Source organism: Achromobacter sp. ESBL13, assembly GCF_036668755.1.
In the GTDB taxonomy this organism is placed as follows: Bacteria; Pseudomonadota; Gammaproteobacteria; order Burkholderiales; family Burkholderiaceae_B; genus Achromobacter.
This window is the reverse complement of the sequence record NZ_JAZEVT010000005.1, coordinates 300260-318522: the sequence shown is the minus strand read 5'-3', so window position 1 is coordinate 318522 and position 18263 is coordinate 300260. Positions and strand designations below refer to the sequence as shown.

Below are 18263 nucleotides of genomic sequence, written 5' to 3'. Positions count from 1 at the left end.
TGGCTCAGGCTTGCCCTTCCCGCCTGGCGCGGGCATGCGGATCGTTGATTTCCGCTTCCAGTTCGGCGATCAGCCAATCGAACCAGCCTTTCTCGGTCCGGGCATACACCACGGCGGCCGGCGTCTTGCCGTCACGCCACCCCGGCTGATGGGTGTCCATCCACGACGCCAGGCTCTTGTGCGGCGCCAGCAGCCCCGACAACCAGTTCCACAGATAGTCCGGCACGTTACGGCGAAAGCCCTTTGCGCTGGCGTACAGCGTGGGCTCTAGCGGCAGGCTGCCTGAACGGGCCAGCTTGGCCTGCACCCGGCGCAGCGTTTCGGCCGCCGCCTGCAATTGTTCGGTGCTGAGCTTTTTCACGTAGGAGACTCCTGGATTGGGGTTGGCGGATTATCGCCGGAGGAAGCCGGCGTTTCCAAGCGCGGCGTTCAGCGTTGGCCGCGAGGCGGCGTCAGCGCCATCAGCGCCGTGGCCGCAAAGCGCGCCCCCGGCTCCAGGACCTGCATCCCCGTGCGGGTTTCACCGGCCGCCGCCAGGTTGAACGCGTCGGCCACATTGGTGACGGGTTCCACGCACAGAAATTGCGATCCCGGCGCGGTGTAGACCACGACATGGGCAAAGGCCGGGTCCGCATGCAGGGCCAGTTCGTGCCCGTCCGGCCAGTGCAGCGTGGCGCGCCCCTCCCATTGCGACAGATAGGTATCGCAGCCCTCGGCCGACCGGCGCACTTCGCGCACATGCTTGACCCGGCTGCCCGTTGGTAAGCCGTCGGCATCGGCGGGCCACAGGCGCCGCGCGTTCAGCGCCACGCGATCGGCGGTGAAGTAAGGGTGGATACCCAGGCCGCAAGGCATGGCGGAATCTCCCTGGTTGACCACGCTTAGTGACAGGCGCAAGCCACGCGCGTCAAGCCGGTAGCGCTGCACGCATTCGAACGGCCAGGGCCAGCCCAGCACGCCCGCCGGTTGAGCCAGCACCAGGTCGATGCTGTCCGGCGTGTGATTGCGCACCTGCCAGGGCTGAAACAGGCCCGCACCATGGATGGCTTGCGGCCGGCCGGGCACGGATTGCAGCACGTGGCGCGCGCCGTTGAACGTGAACACCCCGTCGCGAATGCGATTGGAATACGGAACCAGGGGGTAGGAGCCCGCGCGGGGCCACTTGCCAGCCGCCCATTCCGTGGCGGTCAGCGGCACGATCCAGTCGTGTGAGCCCGTGGACAAGCGGGTCAGCCGCCCGCCGCCACCCGGCGCGAACTCGGCCTGATGCGCCCCGCTGGAGATCGTCACGCGTTCGGCCGCATTAATGGGGTCGGGAAACGGCGGGTCGGGAAACGGCGGGTCGGAAAAAGCGGGATCGGGTAAGGCGGGGTCGGGAAAGGGCAGGTCCGGCATCTGGGGCTCCCACGGCCATCACAAGACCGCGTCGTGCGATTGTGCCGTCGGCGGCCGGGCGCGGCAAATCCATCCTGCTTGCCACCGCACGCGCGCGCTCGCCCCGATACAATCACGGGCATGAATTCCGCAACACCACTCACCGCCGCCGAGGCCCACGCGGGCCACACCCCCATGATGCAGCAATACCTCCGCCTGAAAGCGGAGGCCGGCCCCTTGCTGCTCTTCTACCGCATGGGGGACTTCTATGAAATGTTCTACGAAGACGCCGAGCGCGGCGCGCGCCTGCTGAACCTTACGCTGACCAAGCGTGGGTCGTCCAACGGCACGCCGATTCCCATGGCGGGCCTGCCCGTGCACGCCATGGAGCAATACCTGGCGCGGCTGGTGGCCATGGGCGAATCCATCGCCATCTGCGAACAGATCGGCGACCCGGCCGCGTCCAAGGGCCCCGTCGAACGCCGCATCGTGCGCATCGTTACGCCCGGCACGCTGACCGACGACGCGTTGCTGCCCGCCAAGGCGGATCGCGCGCTGGCTGCCGTGTTCGTGTCCGGCAACGCCCGCGCGCCGCGCGCCGGCCTGGCGTGGCTGAACCTGGCCAGCGGCGAATTTCGCGTTACCGAATGCGCCCCCGCGCAGCTGGAATCCGAACTGCACCGCATTGCGCCGGCCGAGATCATCTGCGCCGACAGCGCCGCCTTCGACTTCCCGTTTGATGGCGCGCGCTCACGCGTGCCGGACTGGCATTTCGAAAACGATGGCGCGCGCGCGCATCTGCTGGCGCACTTCAAGACCGACACCCTGGCGGGCTTCGATATCGAAGACATGCCCGCGGGCATCTGCGCCGCCGGCGCCCTGCTGCGCTATGCGGCGCGCACGCAATCGCAGGCGCTGGCCCACGTGCAAAGCCTGTCCGCCGAACGGCCGGGGCAGTACGTGTTGCTGGACCCGGTGACCCGCCGCAACCTGGAACTGACCCAAACGCTGTCCGGCGAAGACGCGCCCACGCTGTTCTCGCTGCTGGACGGGTGCCGCACGCCGATGGGCAGCCGGCTGCTGCGCCGCTGGCTGCATCACCCCTTGCGTGAAAACGATCAGGCGCTGGCGCGCCAGCAGGCCATTTCGGCGCTGCTGGCCGGCCGCATGGACGTCGAGCAGACCTTCGGGTCCGCCAGTGTGCTGGAATCGCTGCGCGCCGCGCTGAATGCGTTTCCCGACATTGAACGCATCGCGGCGCGCCTGGCGCTGCGCTCGGTTCGCCCCCGCGAACTGGCCAGCCTGCGCGATGCGCTGCAATCGCTGCCCGCGCTGCGCGACCTGGTCGAACCCATGGCAGCGTCGCCGCGTCTGGGCGAACTGATCTCGCACCTGTCCGTGGACCCTGCCCTGGCCGCGTTGCTGGTGCGCGCCATTGCGCCGGAACCCGCTGTCGCCATCCGCGACGGCGGTGTGCTGGCCGCCGGGTTTGACGCCGAACTTGACGAACTGCGCGGCCTGGCCGCCGATGGCGGCGACTTCCTGCTGCAACTGGAAGCGCGCGAACGCGAGCGCACCGGCATCAGCAACCTGCGCGTGGAATTCAACCGCGTGCACGGCTTCTATATTGAAGTGACCAAGGGCCAGACCGCCAAGGTGCCCGAAGACTACCGCCGCCGCCAGACGCTGAAAAACGCCGAACGCTACATCACGCCCGAACTCAAGACGTGGGAAGACAAGGTGCTGTCCGCGCAAGACCGGTCGCTGGCGCGCGAAAAGTGGCTGTTCGAGCAATTGCTGGACGTGCTGGCCGAACACGTGCGGCCGTTGTCGGACTGCGCCGCCGCGCTGGCCGAGCTGGACTCGTTGTCCGCCTTGGCCGAGCACGCGCGCCGCCACGACTGGATCGCGCCCCAGCTGTCCGAGAATGCCGACATCGACATCGACGCCGGCCGCCACCCGGTGGTGGAACACGCCATTGAACGCTTCACGCCCAACGGCTGCCGGCTGGACCCGGCGCGTCGCATGTTGCTGATCACCGGTCCGAACATGGGCGGTAAGTCGACCTACATGCGGCAGGTGGCGCTGATTGTGCTGTTGGCGCGCATCGGCAGTTTCGTGCCGGCCGCGCGGGCGCGCATCGGCAAGATCGACCGCATCTTCACCCGCATCGGCGCGGCCGACGACCTGGCGGGCGGGCGCTCGACCTTCATGATGGAAATGACCGAGGCCGCCGCCATCCTGTCGGCCAGCACGCCCAACAGCCTGGTGCTGATGGACGAAATCGGTCGCGGCACGTCCACCTATGACGGCCTGGCGCTGGCCTGGGCCATTGCCTGCCGCCTGCTGGCGCACAACCGCGCACTGACCCTGTTCGCCACCCACTACTTTGAACTGACGCGCCTGCCGGCCGAACAACCGGCATCGGCCAACGTGCATCTGGCCGCTGCCGAATCCGCCGCGGGAATCGTGTTCCTGCACGAAGTGCGCGAAGGCCCGGCCAGCCGCAGCTACGGTATCCAGGTGGCGCAACGCGCCGGCGTGCCTGCCGCGGTCATCCGCCAGGCCACGCGCGAACTGGAACGGCTGGAAGCACAAGGCGCTCCCACGCCCCAGCTGGGCTTGTTTTCAGCGGCGGCGGACGCCGACGCGCACGCCTACGCCCAGGCCGATCGCGACGACGCCCTCGAGGCGCTGGACGCGCTGCGCGAAGAACTTGCCACGATCGACCCCGACAGCCTCACCCCGCGCGAAGCGCTGGACGCCCTCTACCGCCTGAAGAAGCACCTGCAATGAACCTTGACCAACCCCTGCCGCTGTTAGGCGACCAAAGCCCGAACGACTTCATGCGCCGCTACTGGCAGCGCAAGCCGCTGCTGATCCGTCAGGCCATCCCGGGCTTTCAGCCGCCGCTGACCATCGCCGCCATCAAGAAGCTGGCGCGACGCGACGATGTGGAATCGCGCCTGATCTGGCGTGAAAACGGCGAATGGCAAATGGAGAACGGCCCCTTTGCGCGCCTGCCGAAAGACAACGAAGGCGATTGGACGCTGCTGGTGCAAAGCGTGGACCTGCTTAGCGACGCCGCATCCGAACTGATGGGCTTGTTCCGCTTCATTCCCGACGCCCGCCTGGACGACGTGATGATCAGCATCGCCAGCCATGGCGGCGGTGTGGGGCCGCATTTCGACAGCTACGACGTGTTCCTGCTGCAAGCGGCCGGCGAACGCGAATGGCGCTATGGACGGCAAAAAGACCTGTCGCTTGAACCGGGCCTGCCGCTGAAGATCCTCAGCAACTTCCAGCCCGAGGACAAGGCGGTGCTGGCGCCCGGCGACATGCTGTACCTGCCGCCCCAGGCCGCGCACGACGGCGTCGCCATGGGAGATGGCTGCATGACGATTTCGATCGGCTTTCGGGCGCCCACGCAAGCCATCCTGGCGCGCGGCCTGCTTGAAGCCGCCGCCGACCAGGTCATGGCGCGGGTGGGCTTGCTGGGCGGCCCTTATGGCGAACCCGCCCTGCCCGGCCCGAAGCTGTCCGCCGTCTATCGCGACCCCGGGCAACCCGCCGTCGACACCCCGGCGGCGCTGCCGGATGCGCTGGTGGCGGCCACCTTGGAAACCGTGGAAAAACTGCGTTTTGACGATGCGCTGGCCTCGCGCTTTCTGGGTTGCTGGCTGACCGAACCACACAACCAAAGCGTATTTGACGCGCCCGAGGACGTAGAGGTTGATCTGGAAGAAGACTGGCCCGCGTCCGGTCGCCTGGTGCTGGACCGCCGCACCCGCATGCTGTATCGCGGCAAGCAGCTTTTCATCAACGGTGAAACCGCCATGACGCCCGCCGACGCCGCGCTGCGCACGCTGGCCGACGCCCGCAGCCTGGACTGCGCCCACCCCGCCTGCGCGAAGCTGTCGGAAGAGGCACGTTCGTGCCTGGCCGACTGGCTGGACTCGGGGTGGATTCATTACCAGCCGGCGTAGTATCCGGACACGTCCGCGTATCGGAGTCGGACAGAACGCAATCAGATCCATGCGCGGGGACACATAAGGAAAGACATAACACGAAGCTGAAAGGTTTGTTGCCGTTGGGATGCGACCTTTTTAACTTTCACACGCGCTGCGGCGTCGGCTTCCTGTAGCCTGAGTTCTGGTTTCCCCTAAGGGGGTTTCAAGAGTCGTCATCTACAGGAGTCCAAAAATGATGAGCAAAACCTTGATTATTGCTTCGGTGCTGGCCGTTGCGCTCAGCGCTTGCAACAAGAAGGAAGATGCCCCGGCGGCGCCCGCGACCACCCCTGGCGCCAGCACGCCGGCCCCCTCGACCACGCCTCCGGCCACGTCGCCGGCCCCGACTTCGCCTGGCACCACGCCTGGCGGCGGTTCGAATACCCCGGGCGGCTCGACCACCCCGGCGTCTTAATAAAACAGAGACGAACCCCCGCTCTGAAGACGCGAAAAAGCCCTGGCAAGAAATTGCCGGGGCTTTTTTGCGTCTGGGCGCGATGCGGCGTGGGCAGTGCCCTGCGCAGCGGCGATGCCCACCCTGCCCGCCCAGCCCACCCGCGCAATGAGCCGGGCTGATCCGCCCGCCCGCTGCCAGGGCGGCGGCCCCAACGAAAAGGCCCCCATATGGGGGCCTTGACCAATCCGGGCCGGCGCGCTGGGCGCCGGCCAAGAACGGCTATTACATCTTGTCCTTCAGCACGCTCAGCAGACGCTGCGCGGTGGCGCTGCTGTCGCGCGCGCCGTTGGCGTCCAGCACCGTCACCGTGGTCTGGTCGCCCGTGGCGGCCAGGTGGATGCGGAACTGCGGTGCTCCGGCCTTCTTGTCGCCCGAGAACATGCGGCTGAAGAAGCCCGGCTGCTCGTTCTTTTCGCCGGTGTCGGTGTCGACGTAGCGCACGAAGTAGTCACCCGTGGAGCGGTCGCGGTCGTCAACGGCAAAGCCGCCGCCGTCCAGGGCCACGCCGACACGGCGCCAGGCGCGGTCGAACGATTCAGCCACCAGCAACGAGGCGCCTTGGGAACGGACGTCTTCCTGCACGGCCGGCTTTTGCGGCGAGGCTTCGGCCTGCTGTACCAGCTTGCGGGCGTTGTCCACGTCGGAACCCAGGTAGACCATCATGCGCGCCAGCATGGCGGCGTTCAGGCCCGGGTCTTCCTTGCCGTTCTGCCACTGCACCTGTCCGCCGTCGGAACCGACGCGCTTTTCAAGCATCTGGCGGTGGCTGACGTAGACCTCGGTGTGGCCGTTCACGCGTTCGACGCGGGTACGGAATTTTTCACGTTCGCCGCTATCCCAGGCCGATTCCAGCACAGCGCCCAATGCCTGGCGCAACCAACTTTCCGGAATCTTGGCGCGGTTTTCCGCCCAGTCGGTTTCGATCAGGCCGGCAGACGGGTTGTTGCTGGCCACGGTGAAGCCGTTTTCGGTCCAGAAGTCGACCAGGCGCGGGAACACGTCTTCCGGGGCACGGTCAACGACGAGCCAGCGCAGATCGCCGTCGCGTTCGACGCGCATGTCCTGGCGGCCGGGCAGCACGTTGCTGGACTTGGGCGCGGTGGCTTGCGCCTGGCCCTGCTGCTGGAACTGCGAGTACGTCGTCGAGCCCGAAGCGGGCGCGCGATAACGCGGGTCGCTATTGGCCTGAGTCAGATCCGGCGGGATGCTCAGAGGCTCTCCACGCTGGGTGACGGCGCTCTTGTAGTTGACGGATTCTTCATTGCCCAGGAATTGATTGACCTCGCTGCAGCCGGCCAATAACACCAGAGACATCAATGCCGACAAACCGGCATGACGTTTGTTCATACGTATCCTCACGATATTTAGAGCAGACCCGTTTCCTGGAGCGCGCGACGCACGACTTCGTGGTTCTGCGTACCCAGTTCAACCAGCGGAAGCCGGTAGCCCAGTGCGCTGCGGCCCATTTCGGCCAGCGCCCACTTGACGGGGATGGGATTGGCTTCAACGAACAAAGCCTTGTTCAGACGCGCCAGATAGGCATTAAGTTCACGCACCTTGGGCACGTCGCCCGCCAATGCGGCGGCACAGAGGTCGCGCATGAGCTTGGGCGCCACGTTGGCGGTCACGGAGATATTGCCGCGCGCGCCCAACAGAATCAGGGCGGCGGCAGTGGGGTCGTCGCCGCTGAAAACCTGGAACGTGTCCGGCGCTTCACGCAGCAGCAGGCCGCCGCGCGCGATGTCGCCGGTGGCGTCCTTGATGCCGATGATGCCCGGCACCTGCGCCAGGCGCAGCACCGTTTCATTGGTCATGTCGGCCACGGTGCGGCCGGGCACGTTGTACAGGATGGTGGGCAGGTCGACGGCTTCCGCGATAGCGCGGAAGTGACGGTACAAACCCTCTTGCGAGGGTTTGTTGTAGTACGGAACGACCGACAGGCCGGCCTGCGCGCCCACGGCCTTGGCGTGGTTCGTCAGGTGGATGGCTTCGTCGGTGGAGTTGGCGCCCACGCCGGCGATGACCGGGATGCGGCCCGCGGCATGTTCCACCGCTACGCGAATCAGTTCCGCGTGTTCTTCCATGGAGACCGTGGGCGACTCCCCGGTGGTGCCCACCACCACGAGCGCGTCGGTTCCTTCCTGGACGTGCCAGTCGATCAATGACCGGTAGGCAGCGTAGTCCAGGCTGCCGTCGGGCTGCATGGGAGTGACCAGGGCCACCAAGCTGCCCTGGAAATTAACGCCTGCGGCGGATGCAGGGGATGCCATAGATGTAGGGCTCCAACGCCCCGTGGCAGGATGCCCCAGGGCCAGAATCAAAGAAACCGCTGAGTTTAACGGATATTGGATGAAATCCTACAGAAACCACTGGACGATAGTCGTTCCAAGTTCATACACCGGGCGCATCAAAAGCCACAGCACATCCGTGACCAGCAAGACGATCACGATGACCAGGCCATACGGCTCTATTTTTGAGTATTGCCAGGCCAGACGGTTCGGCAACAGGCTGAACAGGATGCGTCCCCCATCCAGCGGCAGGATGGGCAGCAGGTTCAGCGCCATCAGCACCAGATTGATGTTCACGCCCGCCACGCCCATCTGGAACCAGAACGATTCCTGCATGCCGGATTCCAGCATCAGGCGCAGCGAAAAGGCCCACAAAATCGCCATGAAAAGGTTGGCGGCGGGACCGGCCAGCGCCACCCAGAGCATGTCGCGCTTGGGACGGCGCAGGCGGCCGAAGTCCACCGGCACGGGCTTGGCCCAGCCGAACAACATGCCGGGGCTTCCCAGCAGCTTGGACGCCAGAAGAATTGCCATCGGGACCAGCAGCGTGCCGATCGGGTCGATATGCCGGGCGGGATTCAGGCTGACACGGCCGGCTTCATAGGCCGTGGGGTCGCCGAACATGCGGGCCACGTAACCGTGCGCGGCCTCGTGCAGCGTGATGGCGAAGATGACCGGTATCGCGTAGACCGCAATGGTTTGGATGATGTCGTTCATGGCGAACCGGATTGTAGATGAGCCGCGTGCCGGCGGGAGCCGGCACGCAAGGGCAAAACAGTAATAGGGAAATCAGGCAAGGCCAAGCGTGGCCGGGTCGCCGCGGCCCACGCGCACCACGACGGGATCGTCGCTGGTGAGGTCAATGACGGTGGTGGGAGACTGCGCGCACGCGCCGGCGTCGATGATGGCGGCCAGCTGATGGTCGTAGCGTTCGCGGATGGCTTCGGCGTCGTTCAAGGCCTCGGTTTCGTCCTTGGGGATCAGCGTGGTGGACAACAGCGGCGCGCCGACTTGCTCCAGCAGGCCCAGCATCACGGCGTGATCGGGCACACGTATGCCGATGGTCTTGCGCGACGGATGCGAAACGCGTCGCGGCACTTCCTTGGTGGCTTCCAGAATGAAGGTCCACGGACCGGGCGTGGCGGCCTTCAGCAGGCGGTATTGCTTGTTGTCGACGCGCGCGAAATGGCCAATTTCAGCCAAGTCGCGGCACAGCAAAGTCAGGTGATGTCTTTCGTCCAGACCGCGTAGCCGGCGCAAGCCGTCCGCGGCGTCCTTGTCGTCCAGCCGTGCGACAACGGCGTAGCTGGAATCAGTGGGTACGGCCACAAGGCCCCCATCGTTCAGCCATTGGGCTGCCTGCTTGAGCAGGCGAGGTTGAGGATTCGCAGGATGAATAGATAAATACAGAGCCATGGGTTTATCCTAACACTCTTGAATGCCGCCAAGTAAAGCGCGGCGATGCAAAATGGCGGGAACGCCGACCCGCCCGGAGAAACAGTATGCGCCTCGATGACTCGCGCGAAAGCGACAATGTGGAAGACCGACGTGCCAGCGGTCCCCGTATCGGCGGTCGTGGAACCATTGGCATCGGTACGATAGTACTTGCCTTGGTGGCCATGTATTTTGGCGTGGACCCCAGCGTCGTCCTGCAAATGGCCGAAGGCCCGACCACCACGCAAGAAGCCCCCGCGACCAAGCCTCCCGTCAACGACCCGCAAGCGCGCTTCGTGGCCAAGGTGCTTGGCGAAACCGAAGACACCTGGGGCGCCATCTTTCAAAAAGACTTGAACCGCCAATATGTCGCGCCCAAGCTGGTGCTGTTTCGCGGCGCAACGCCCACGGCGTGCGGCACGGGCCAATCCGCAATGGGACCCTTCTACTGCCCAGGCGACAGCAAGGTGTATATCGACCTGGCGTTCTTCGATGAACTGCAAAACCGCTTCAAGGCACCCGGCGATTTCGCGCAAGCGTATGTAATCGCGCACGAAGTCGGCCACCACGTGCAGCATCTGCTGGGCATTTCGGATCAGGTCGACCAGCTGCGCCGGCGCAACCCGTCGCAGGCCAACGCCTTGTCGGTGCGCATGGAATTGCAGGCGGACTGCTTTGCCGGCCTGTGGGCGCAGCGGGCCAACGCGGCGCGCAATATCCTGGAAGGCGGTGATGTCGAGGAAGCGCTGGGCGCGGCCACCGCCATCGGCGACGACCGCTTGCAAAAGCAGGCGCAGGGTTATGCCGTGCCGGACTCTTTCACCCATGGCTCGTCGGCCCAGCGCGTGCGCTGGTTCAAGCGCGGCCTGGAAAGCGGCAGCATCAAGCAGTGCGACACCTTCGGCGCCAGCGCGCTGTAGCCCGGCGCTGAAATCGGACATCGCGCCCGGCCCGCAAGCTGTATATCCATACAGCTTGCGGGTTTGCACTGACTCCATCTTGTAAGATTACGCCCCCTCGCCCTGTTTGCCCGCACGCGCACCTGCGCCGCGGCGCGAGCGGCAGAGCGCATTGGTAGCGCAATTCAAAGACCCTAGATTCGTTTTATGGCCAACAAGTTCGAACCGTTAATTACCGTTGATGAGGTGCAAGAGATTCTTGCCGAACCTAAGGAAACTGTAAAACCGATCTCCTGGATCCCAAAGCCCGCGGCCAACAACATCCAGTGGATGGAATTCGCAAGCCCCTGCAAGGTCAAGGGCGACGCGCGCGACGACGTGATCTTTCGCGTGACCTATCGCGGCGCGCGCACCGTGGTGCACGGCCAGGCCACGATCTTTCTCACCGAAGCGTTTTGCGCCAGCTTGTTTGTCGGCCCGCATCGCGTGTTCGGTGTCGATACCGATGACTCTTTCCATACCAGCCTGGTGGGCGAAGGCCGGCCGCACTTTCGCAAGCCGCTTGCGGATCGCAGCCACGAACATATCTGGGTGGACGAAGGCGAAGGCTATGCCGAGCCCATCGTGCCCGCCCTGCACACCATCGGCGCGCTGATGCAGTATTTCCTGCCGCGGGCGAACCTCACGCTAGTGGGCGGTTTTGCGCATCCCCTGAAAGGCCGCCAAATCGAACTGATCCTATGAGCAATTTCCTGGAAGCCTCCGGCTGGACCGTCCTGCCGGCCGGTGAACACGCCATACGCGCCGTCGCCCCCATGACGTTGGGGCTGGATGGCCAGCACGCCGCCTTCTTCATCGCGCATCCGGACGATGCCACCTTCTATCTGACCGACGCCTGTGAGACCTCGATGCACGCGTCCAGCTACGGCATCGAAATCGGCCCCAAGCGCATCGACATGCTCAATGAAACGCCCGGCGTCAGCCTGGCGCACTTCGACCGCGACGGCGCCATTGTGGCGACGGGCCCGAACGATCAATTGCAGGAAGCGTTGTGGGATGCGGTGAAGCTGGCGATGGCGCTGTCGTTCCAGTGCGCCAAGTGGATGCCCCGTTTCAGCCAGCTGCGGTTTCGTGCCCAGGTGGGCCGCGCCCTGGCCGAGGGCGTGGGCGTGAATCGCATGGTCAAGGGCGCGCGCGCCAAGGGCAGCAGCGGCCACACCGCCGACTTCGCCTTCGCCGTGCGTGCGGCGGGTAGCACGGCGCTGACCTACATCGAGCCGATTGCGCTGAAGGCCGGCAAGAAAATGGACTGGACGCAGGTCTATCAAACCCACGGCAAGATGTCGGACGTCAAGATGGCGGATGCGCGCAATTCGCGCATGGTCATCCTGGAAGACGGCGCTACCGCCGAGGAATTCAAGAAGGCCGTGACCATCCTGGAGCAATCCGCAACGGTGCAGACGCTGGCCAAGACTCGCGATTGGCGGGAAGTCTTTTCCAGCTAGGACGGCATGTTCGTCAGGCCGTCCACGATTTCGCGGCCATGCAAGATGGCCGCGTGCACGGCTTCGCGCGGGCTATAGACGAACCCGCCGTCCGCAAAGCGCGGCACCGGATATTCATCGCCACCTTCTAGGACGGCGCCGGCCTGAACCACCATGACCGATGCAATGAATACGGGGCCGCTTTGCAACGCTGAAATGTCAGCGTCCTCGCCCCGGGACACCTTGGCCGTGAGCCGGTATCCCTTGTAGATCAAATTGTTCTGATGCACTTTCGGATGCCCTCGTTCTGCGAATGAGCATACCCCGGCATTGATGACAGTCCGGATATGTTTTGTAACCTCGGCAGCCAATAGAAACATTGTTGCACGGCAACAATTGCGTCCCCGTTTCCGGGTGAGACGTAGCCGAATCGTGGCGATCGGCGCAACGCCAAGCGGGGCGCGGGGTTTGAAAGGGCGACGCTTTTGCGCACCGCCCCCCGGCCAAGGCGTTACGGGGATTACCCTAGGTCATGTTGCGAAATCGCCTCTTTGACCGAAATCATGCCCGTCAGGCGCATGTATTCCGGAAGGGCCCAGCCGCGTCCCAGCAGGATCATGCGCGTGTGCAAGTCTTCCTGCACGCGCTGCGAAACCGCCTTGCCCAGATAGCCAAGCTGCTTTTTGCGCAGGTCTACAAACCCCAGTTCGTAGTCCGCCGCCAGCCCCATCCACAGGCGATGCGCACCCACCGACTGGCGGGCACCGCTGATGATGCACAGGCCGGCATCCAACGCCCAGCGGTACACGGCGGTGGCCAGGCCCATCCCCTGATACGCCGGCGCGTACTTCGAATGCGGCGCGCGCACATAGGGGTCAGCCCGCTTGCCCACTTCGATCAGTCGATTAAAGACGGTATAGCCGGCCACGCGGTCACGCCGCACATCCACCACGTACACGTAGTACTCGCCATCGGCTTCGCGATAACGCAGCACCAGGCCGGGGATGTCGGTATGAACCTCCGGCAACGCATACAGGCGGTCCGACGGCCGCTGCATCCGTTGATGAATGGCGTCCAGTTCGTTCTGAACTTCCTCGGGAGCGTGATTGACGTCGATGCGTAGTTCCGAAATCAAACCGGCGGGAAAGCAAATTGCGCGCAGCGCCAGGGTAGGCAAGGCCACCTCCTGAAAAACGTTGATAAGGCTAATGGGAAAAAAAGGTCGGGGGAATCATGTTCAACACAGCTTGAAGACGGGCCCCGCACACGCCGGGCTTCGGCCACGGCCGACGAAAAAAAAGCCGCATTCGCGGCTGGAATGGCTATGTTCGATCAAGCCGCCGCATGCGCATCCCCCTGCATCAAACCGTCGTCGGCATACGCGTCCGGCATGCCGAAGAACGCCGGAAATTGCCGTGCGCCCTTGCGCGTGACGGACAGCGCGCGGGAATCCAGGTCCTTGGTGATCCACCCGCGCTGCATCAGGGCGTCCAGCAGCGCCGCGCCCAGCGCACCGCCCAGGTGCGACCGACGCTCGCTCCAGTCCAGGCACGCGCATGCAAAACGGCGGCGGCGCAGGCGTGCCTGGGCAACGTCAACGCCAATCTGCGCCATCGACGCTTCGCCCAGGGGTGTCAGCGCGTAATCGCGGCCGTCCTGCGCCAGCCATTGGCGGGCCACCATGGCGTCATGGACGCGCACGGCCAGCGTGCCGGCCATGTGGTCGTAGCAGGTGCGCGCGTCGCGCAGCGCGGTCGGCGTGCTGGGCTTGAACGGTACGCGGTCGGCGCCGGCCACCACCAGCAGGGCCTCAAGCGCGTGCCCCACGTCCCCGTTGGCCAGCCGATAGTAGCGATGCTTGCCCTGCACGGCCATGTCGACCAGGCCCTGTTCACGCAAGCGTTGAAAATGGCTGCTGGCGGTGGACGCCCCGATATCGGCGGCCGCGGCCAGCTCAGTGGCGGTACGCGCGCGCCCGTCCAGCAACAGGCAAAGCATGCGGGCGCGGGCAGGGTCGGCAATGGCGCCGGCCACCGCGGAGAGATTGATGTCGGCGAACTTGGATTCCATGATTCGCTGTGGACCAAAGTGTTGTGTGCAAGGCGTAAGCATACTGCGCCCTATCGCAACATGACATCCGGACAAATCAGAAAAGCCATGCCCAAGTCATCTTCGTTCTTCGGTTGGAAAGTGCTTGCCGCCACCTTTGTGCTGGCCGTCTTCGGCTGGGGCGTCGGTTTTTACGGGCCGCCCGTGTTCCTGCACGCGGTGGTGCAACGCACCGGCTGGAGCGTCGCGCTGGTATCAGGCGCCGTCACCCTGCACTTTCTTAGCGGCACGATCGTCGTTGCCAACCTGCCGCGCCTGTACCGCCGCATCGGCGTGGTGGGGGCCACGTTCGGCGGCGCGGTGCTGCTGGCCTTGGGGGTGACCGGGTGGTCGATGGCCGCATCGCCATGGCAGCTGTATGGGGCGGCGGTGCTTAGCGGCATGGGCTGGGTGGCCCTGGGTGCGGCCGCGGTCAATGCGCTGATCGCGCCGTGGTTCGTGCGGCGTCGCCCGTCCGCACTGGGCATGGCCTATAACGGCGCCAGCGTGGGCGGCATTGTGTTTTCACCGCTGTGGGTATTTTTGATTGCGCAGGCGGGCTTCGCCCAGGCCGCGTTGTGGGTCGGCGTGGCCATGGTCGCCGTCATCGGAGTCTTGTCGCGCAAGGTGTTCGCGGTAACGCCACAGCAGCTGGGCCAACTGCCGGACGGCGATAGCACGGATGCGCCCGCGCCGCCGGCGTCCGCCACGCTGCCCCGCGTGTCGCGCCTGTGGCACGACCGCGCGTTTCTGACGCTGGCCGGTGGCATGGCATTGGGCTTGTTTGCCCAGATCGGGCTGATCGCGCACCTGCTGTCGTTGTTGGCGCCCTTGCTCGGCGCGCAGACCGCCGGCCTGGCGATGGGGCTGGCCACCGCGGCCGCCATCGTCGGGCGCACGCTGGTAGGCGCGCTGATGCCGGCCGGCACCGACCGACGCAAGGTGGCGTGCGCGGCCTATGCCGTGCAAATCTGCGGGTCGCTAACGCTGATGCTGGCCCCCGACGCTATGTGGGCGGTGTGGCTGGGCGTGATTCTGTTCGGGTCCGGCATCGGCAATGCCACGTCGTTGCCGCCGCTGATCGCGCAAATGGAATTCGCGCGTGAGGACAGCCTGCGCGTCGTGCCCTTGATCGTCGCGCTGTCGCAAGGCGCCTATGCCTTCGCGCCCGCGCTGTTCGGCTTGCTGCGCGCCGTGCTGGATGCAAGCGGACACGCCATGGTCGGCTTCCTGGCGGCGGCGGCCCTGTTGCAGGCCGCTGCCATCGTCTGCTTTGCCGCTGGCAGCGGCCAGGCGGCGGTGCGCCGTACGCCGCCCGCCACGATCAAGCCGGCGGGCCCCGGCGCGCCACCAGCGCGGCCATGACCGTATCGCCGGCCTCGTTCACCAGCCCTTCCGCCACGCCTGCGCGGTCAGCCGGCGTTCGGTTCTGGCTGACCTTCCATTTGCCTTCGATGCGCGATATCGGGATCTCGATTCCGATAATGGCTCGCATCTGCGCCGCGATGAAATCCGCCGGCGCCTCGTCCACGCTCCAGGGCTGTGCACGCGCCTTTTCCTGGCTGGCGGTCAGCGCTTCCAGCTGCGCGCGCAACCAGGCGGGATCATCCTGGATGACCGGCGTGCCCCACACATGCACCGCCACGAAATTCCACGTCGGCACCACCTTGTGCGTCTGCGCCTTGGTGGCGTACCAGGACGGCGTGATGTAGGCCTGTGCGCCATGAAACGCGATCAAGCATTCCCGCCCGGCCGCCAAATGTGCAAGCTGCGGGTTGGCGCGCGCCACGTGCAGGCGCAGCACGCCATGGTCGCCTTCGGGATAGAGCAGACAGGGGATGTGGTTGGCCATCAAGCCCCCCTCGCCGCTGGTCATGACGACGCCCAACGGGTGGGCGCGGATAAAGTCGTGCTGGACGGCAAGGTCGTCTTCGCGAAAAGCGGATGGCAGGTACATGGTGGGCCAGGCGTTGTCAGGGAAAAACACAACATAACGCCATCGTGGCCCCATGCACAGGGCCATCGCTTTACTGTTTTATAGAGCCACTTCGGCAACCCCGGCAGGGCGTGCGCGGACAGCGTTATCGTCGGACTCGCTCGTAGGCTTGGTTCATGCGTTCCCGCGCCTGCGTCTCGCGCGCGTAGGCGCGGTCGTAGCTTTCCAGGCACCCGGGCGTGGGGCTGGGCCACTTGATGGCGGCGATGGCCGCGGTGAGTTCATCGCGGGCGCGCTGCCATTCCCGGACAGCGGCGTACCAATCCTTGGCGGTGTCCATAGTTGTCTCCCTATGTGCACGCTTTCCCTTTGCACGCTTTCCATCGTAGCGCCGCGCATGCAACGCGCCGCGCGCTTTCGCCATCAAAAAAGGATGAGCGCCAGGCCCTGACAGGGTTAACCCGTCGAATCTGTTGCGGCCAGCCCTCAGATCGACGCGCCGCGCAACTTGCGTAAAATCCCGCAGCCCGGATGGTGCATGCGTCCGATCTTTGGGGTCGGCTGCGGCCGGATGCCACGCTTATAAGCGTCTTCGACTCGCGCGGCGGCAACCCGTTTTGCGCTGGACCAAACAAAGATCGATTCATCAGCGCGCGCGCCGCGCCATTCCATCAGGGCGACGGGCCAACAGGACCACGCCCTGAGCTTGAACGCGTGGCGTTTCCAAACCGGATGCGTGGGCCGGCATTGCACGATCGGCCCCGGGCACGCCGCATGCAGAGGCGTCTTTCGTCTCGTTGCCGACGACGTGTCGCCATCGGGGAACATCGCCGACGCCGCCCCGGTCCAAACCCGAACTTTTTTCTTAAAAAATCACGATGTGATGAATATTGACGTCAACCCTCACTTACTCACAGCCACGGCTAATGCTACTGTTCCGCCTGTGCAAGGAGTACATGCAATGGATCAGAAAACGAAGCCCTGGGCCTTTCCCAAGCCTCATCCGGAAAACACCCCACGTGGTGAGCGCAACAAACAGGAGTTCGACGCTCCTGCCGAAGTCAAGAAACCCGCGCCTAAAACGCGCGCCAAAAAAGAACCGACGGCCGCAAGCCGGGCGCGTTCATGATGTTGCCGACCAGGACGCGCGCCGCCGTTGCGGCGTTGCCCGTCCCGGATCGGCCCCGCCGCCGCCCGTCGCCATGACGGGCCCGCGCCGACCTCCCCGGCGCAATTGACGGCTTAAATCAAGCCCGGCCATACTCTGGCGGCCTCGACCGCCTAGAGATCCTATGACCGCATCCATTTTGCTTGGCATCACCATCACGCTGGTCGCCGCCTGGGGCGGCTTGGCGCTGTGGATACGCGCGCCGTTGGCCCGCGCGCCAAGGGGCGTGCTGACCGCGGGCTGGTTGATGCTGGCTTGCGCCGCCCTGGCCGGGTTGTTCTGGCCCACGTGGCGCCCTGCCGGCTATGGCTTTGCAGTGGTCGCGCTGGCGCTTGGCCTATGGTGGGCACGCCTGCGCGCGTCGAACGACCGGCCGTGGATGCCCGAAGTCTCACGGCAGACCCTGGGGCAGGTGGATGGCAACGTTGTCACGCTGCAAAACGTGCGCAACTTCGACTGGCGCAGCCGCACCGACTTCACACCCAGATGGGAAACGCGCCGCTACGCGCTGGACGAACTTCAATCGGTGGACGTTGCGCTGTCGTACTGGGGCCGCCCCGCCATCGCCCACGCCTTGGTGTCGTTCGGATTCGGGCAGGATCGCTACGTCGTTTTCTCGGTGGAAATCCGCCGCAAGGAAGGCGACCGCTTTTCCGAGATCGGCGGCTTTTTCAAGCAATACGAATTGAGCCTGATCGCCTCGACCGAAGAAGATAGCCTGCGCGTGCGCACCAACGTGCGTGACGAAGACAGCTACCTGTACCGCATCCACATGCCGCTGGACAACGCGCGTTCGTTATTCCTGGCGTATGTAAACAGCGCGAACCGGCTGCGCGACACGCCCCGCTTCTATCACACCGTGACGGGCAACTGCACCACCATCGTGTTCCAGATGGCGCGGCGCATCGTGCCCGGGCTGCCGCTGGACTATCGCCAGCTGGCGTCGGGGTATCTACCTGAGTACTTCTTTGATTTGAACGTGCTGCAAGGCGCGGACAGCGCCGCGCAATACCGCGAACGGGGCCGCTACACAGAGCGCGCTCGCGCCCACGGAAATGCCCCGGGATTCTCTCAAGCGATCCGGCAAGGCGTGCCGGGCGTCGATCCTTCGTAGCTTTTTCACGC

At 65.2% G+C, this 18263-nt stretch carries 20 protein-coding genes; 9 read left to right on the top strand and 11 right to left on the bottom strand.

Annotated elements, in window-relative coordinates; all coding sequences use genetic code 11:
• Positions 1 to 4: 4 nt before the first annotated feature.
• Complete coding sequence (locus tag V6F88_RS20570; protein WP_332611833.1) at positions 5 to 361, bottom strand: hypothetical protein; 357 nt, start codon at positions 359 to 361, stop codon at positions 5 to 7.
• 68 nt (positions 362 to 429) lie between these two features.
• The gene (locus V6F88_RS20565) at positions 430 to 1395 is read right to left on the bottom strand and encodes an aldose epimerase family protein (protein WP_332611831.1); all 966 of its coding nucleotides are present in this window, start codon (positions 1393 to 1395) and stop codon (positions 430 to 432) included.
• 120 nt (positions 1396 to 1515) lie between these two features.
• On the opposite strand from V6F88_RS20565, the gene mutS reads away from it, so the two are divergent.
• The 3 genes from mutS to V6F88_RS20550 all read left to right on the top strand — a co-directional run bounded on the left by mutS (position 1516) and on the right by V6F88_RS20550 (position 5799).
• A complete protein-coding gene (mutS, locus tag V6F88_RS20560) occupies positions 1516 to 4170 on the top strand; it encodes a DNA mismatch repair protein MutS (RefSeq protein WP_332611830.1) in 2655 nt (884 codons plus the stop codon).
• Positions 4167 to 5360 carry a ribosomal protein uL16 3-hydroxylase gene (locus V6F88_RS20555; protein WP_332611829.1) on the top strand — a complete coding sequence of 398 codons (1194 nt, stop codon included), beginning with the start codon at positions 4167 to 4169 and terminating at the stop codon, positions 5358 to 5360. The genes mutS and V6F88_RS20555 overlap by 4 nt, the downstream gene beginning before the upstream one ends.
• A 217-nt stretch (positions 5361 to 5577) precedes the next feature.
• Positions 5578 to 5799 carry an endopeptidase gene (locus V6F88_RS20550; RefSeq protein WP_082134552.1) on the top strand — a complete coding sequence of 74 codons (222 nt, stop codon included), beginning with the start codon at positions 5578 to 5580 and terminating at the stop codon, positions 5797 to 5799.
• Between the two features lie 264 nt (positions 5800 to 6063).
• Here V6F88_RS20550 and bamC read toward each other — a convergent pair whose 3' ends face one another.
• The 4 genes from bamC to V6F88_RS20530 form a co-directional block, all read right to left on the bottom strand.
• Positions 6064 to 7188, bottom strand: a complete 1125-nt coding sequence (gene bamC, locus V6F88_RS20545; RefSeq protein WP_332611827.1) for an outer membrane protein assembly factor BamC — start codon at positions 7186 to 7188, stop codon at positions 6064 to 6066.
• 17 nt (positions 7189 to 7205) lie between these two features.
• Positions 7206 to 8111, bottom strand: coding sequence for a 4-hydroxy-tetrahydrodipicolinate synthase (gene dapA / locus V6F88_RS20540; protein WP_046805956.1), 906 nt, complete (start codon positions 8109 to 8111; stop codon positions 7206 to 7208).
• Between the two features lie 87 nt (positions 8112 to 8198).
• Entirely contained in the window at positions 8199 to 8846 is a 648-nt protein-coding gene (locus V6F88_RS20535) for a site-2 protease family protein (RefSeq protein ID WP_046805957.1), read from the bottom strand.
• Between the two features lie 72 nt (positions 8847 to 8918).
• Positions 8919 to 9545, bottom strand: a complete 627-nt coding sequence (locus V6F88_RS20530; RefSeq protein WP_046805958.1) for an L-threonylcarbamoyladenylate synthase — start codon at positions 9543 to 9545, stop codon at positions 8919 to 8921.
• Positions 9546 to 9631: 86 nt separating this feature from the next.
• Between V6F88_RS20530 and ypfJ the strand changes: the two genes are divergently transcribed.
• From ypfJ to V6F88_RS20515, 3 genes are all read left to right on the top strand, one after another.
• Positions 9632 to 10483 carry a KPN_02809 family neutral zinc metallopeptidase gene (gene ypfJ, locus V6F88_RS20525; protein WP_332611825.1) on the top strand — a complete coding sequence of 284 codons (852 nt, stop codon included), beginning with the start codon at positions 9632 to 9634 and terminating at the stop codon, positions 10481 to 10483.
• Between the two features lie 186 nt (positions 10484 to 10669).
• Positions 10670 to 11206: a hypothetical protein gene (locus V6F88_RS20520; protein ID WP_046805960.1), complete on the top strand. Its 537-nt coding sequence runs from the start codon at positions 10670 to 10672 to the stop codon at positions 11204 to 11206.
• Entirely contained in the window at positions 11203 to 11967 is a 765-nt protein-coding gene (locus V6F88_RS20515; protein ID WP_332611824.1) for a DUF1828 domain-containing protein, read from the top strand. Before V6F88_RS20520 ends, V6F88_RS20515 begins: the two co-directional genes overlap by 4 nt.
• Here V6F88_RS20515 and V6F88_RS20510 read toward each other — a convergent pair.
• From V6F88_RS20510 to V6F88_RS20500, 3 genes are all read right to left on the bottom strand, one after another.
• Positions 11964 to 12236: a hypothetical protein gene (locus V6F88_RS20510; protein ID WP_332612040.1), complete on the bottom strand. Its 273-nt coding sequence runs from the start codon at positions 12234 to 12236 to the stop codon at positions 11964 to 11966. The genes V6F88_RS20515 and V6F88_RS20510 overlap by 4 nt on opposite strands.
• 230 nt (positions 12237 to 12466) lie before the next feature.
• Entirely contained in the window at positions 12467 to 13123 is a 657-nt protein-coding gene (locus V6F88_RS20505) for an N-acetyltransferase (protein ID WP_332611823.1), read from the bottom strand.
• A 155-nt stretch (positions 13124 to 13278) separates the two neighbouring features.
• Positions 13279 to 14016: an ArsR/SmtB family transcription factor gene (locus V6F88_RS20500; protein ID WP_332611822.1), complete on the bottom strand. Its 738-nt coding sequence runs from the start codon at positions 14014 to 14016 to the stop codon at positions 13279 to 13281.
• Between the two features lie 87 nt (positions 14017 to 14103).
• Between V6F88_RS20500 and V6F88_RS20495 the strand changes: the two genes are divergently transcribed.
• Positions 14104 to 15399 (top strand): MFS transporter, encoded by a 1296-nt coding sequence (locus V6F88_RS20495; protein WP_332611821.1) that lies wholly within the window; start codon positions 14104 to 14106, stop codon positions 15397 to 15399.
• Here V6F88_RS20495 and V6F88_RS20490 read toward each other — a convergent pair.
• Both V6F88_RS20490 and V6F88_RS20485 read right to left on the bottom strand, forming a co-directional pair.
• A complete protein-coding gene (locus V6F88_RS20490) occupies positions 15359 to 15991 on the bottom strand; it encodes an FMN-binding negative transcriptional regulator (protein WP_332612038.1) in 633 nt (210 codons plus the stop codon). The genes V6F88_RS20495 and V6F88_RS20490 overlap by 41 nt on opposite strands.
• A gap of 124 nt (positions 15992 to 16115) precedes the next feature.
• Positions 16116 to 16310 carry a hypothetical protein gene (locus V6F88_RS20485; protein ID WP_046805965.1) on the bottom strand — a complete coding sequence of 65 codons (195 nt, stop codon included), beginning with the start codon at positions 16308 to 16310 and terminating at the stop codon, positions 16116 to 16118.
• A gap of 621 nt (positions 16311 to 16931) precedes the next feature.
• On the opposite strand from V6F88_RS20485, the gene V6F88_RS20480 reads away from it, so the two are divergent.
• Together V6F88_RS20480 and V6F88_RS20475 are read left to right on the top strand one after the other, a co-directional pair.
• On the top strand, positions 16932 to 17099 hold the full coding sequence (locus V6F88_RS20480; protein WP_332611819.1) for a hypothetical protein: 168 nt from the start codon (positions 16932 to 16934) through the stop codon (positions 17097 to 17099).
• A 163-nt stretch (positions 17100 to 17262) separates the two neighbouring features.
• Positions 17263 to 18252 carry an Lnb N-terminal periplasmic domain-containing protein gene (locus V6F88_RS20475; protein ID WP_332611818.1) on the top strand — a complete coding sequence of 330 codons (990 nt, stop codon included), beginning with the start codon at positions 17263 to 17265 and terminating at the stop codon, positions 18250 to 18252.
• The last annotated feature ends 11 nt before the right edge of the window (positions 18253 to 18263 follow it).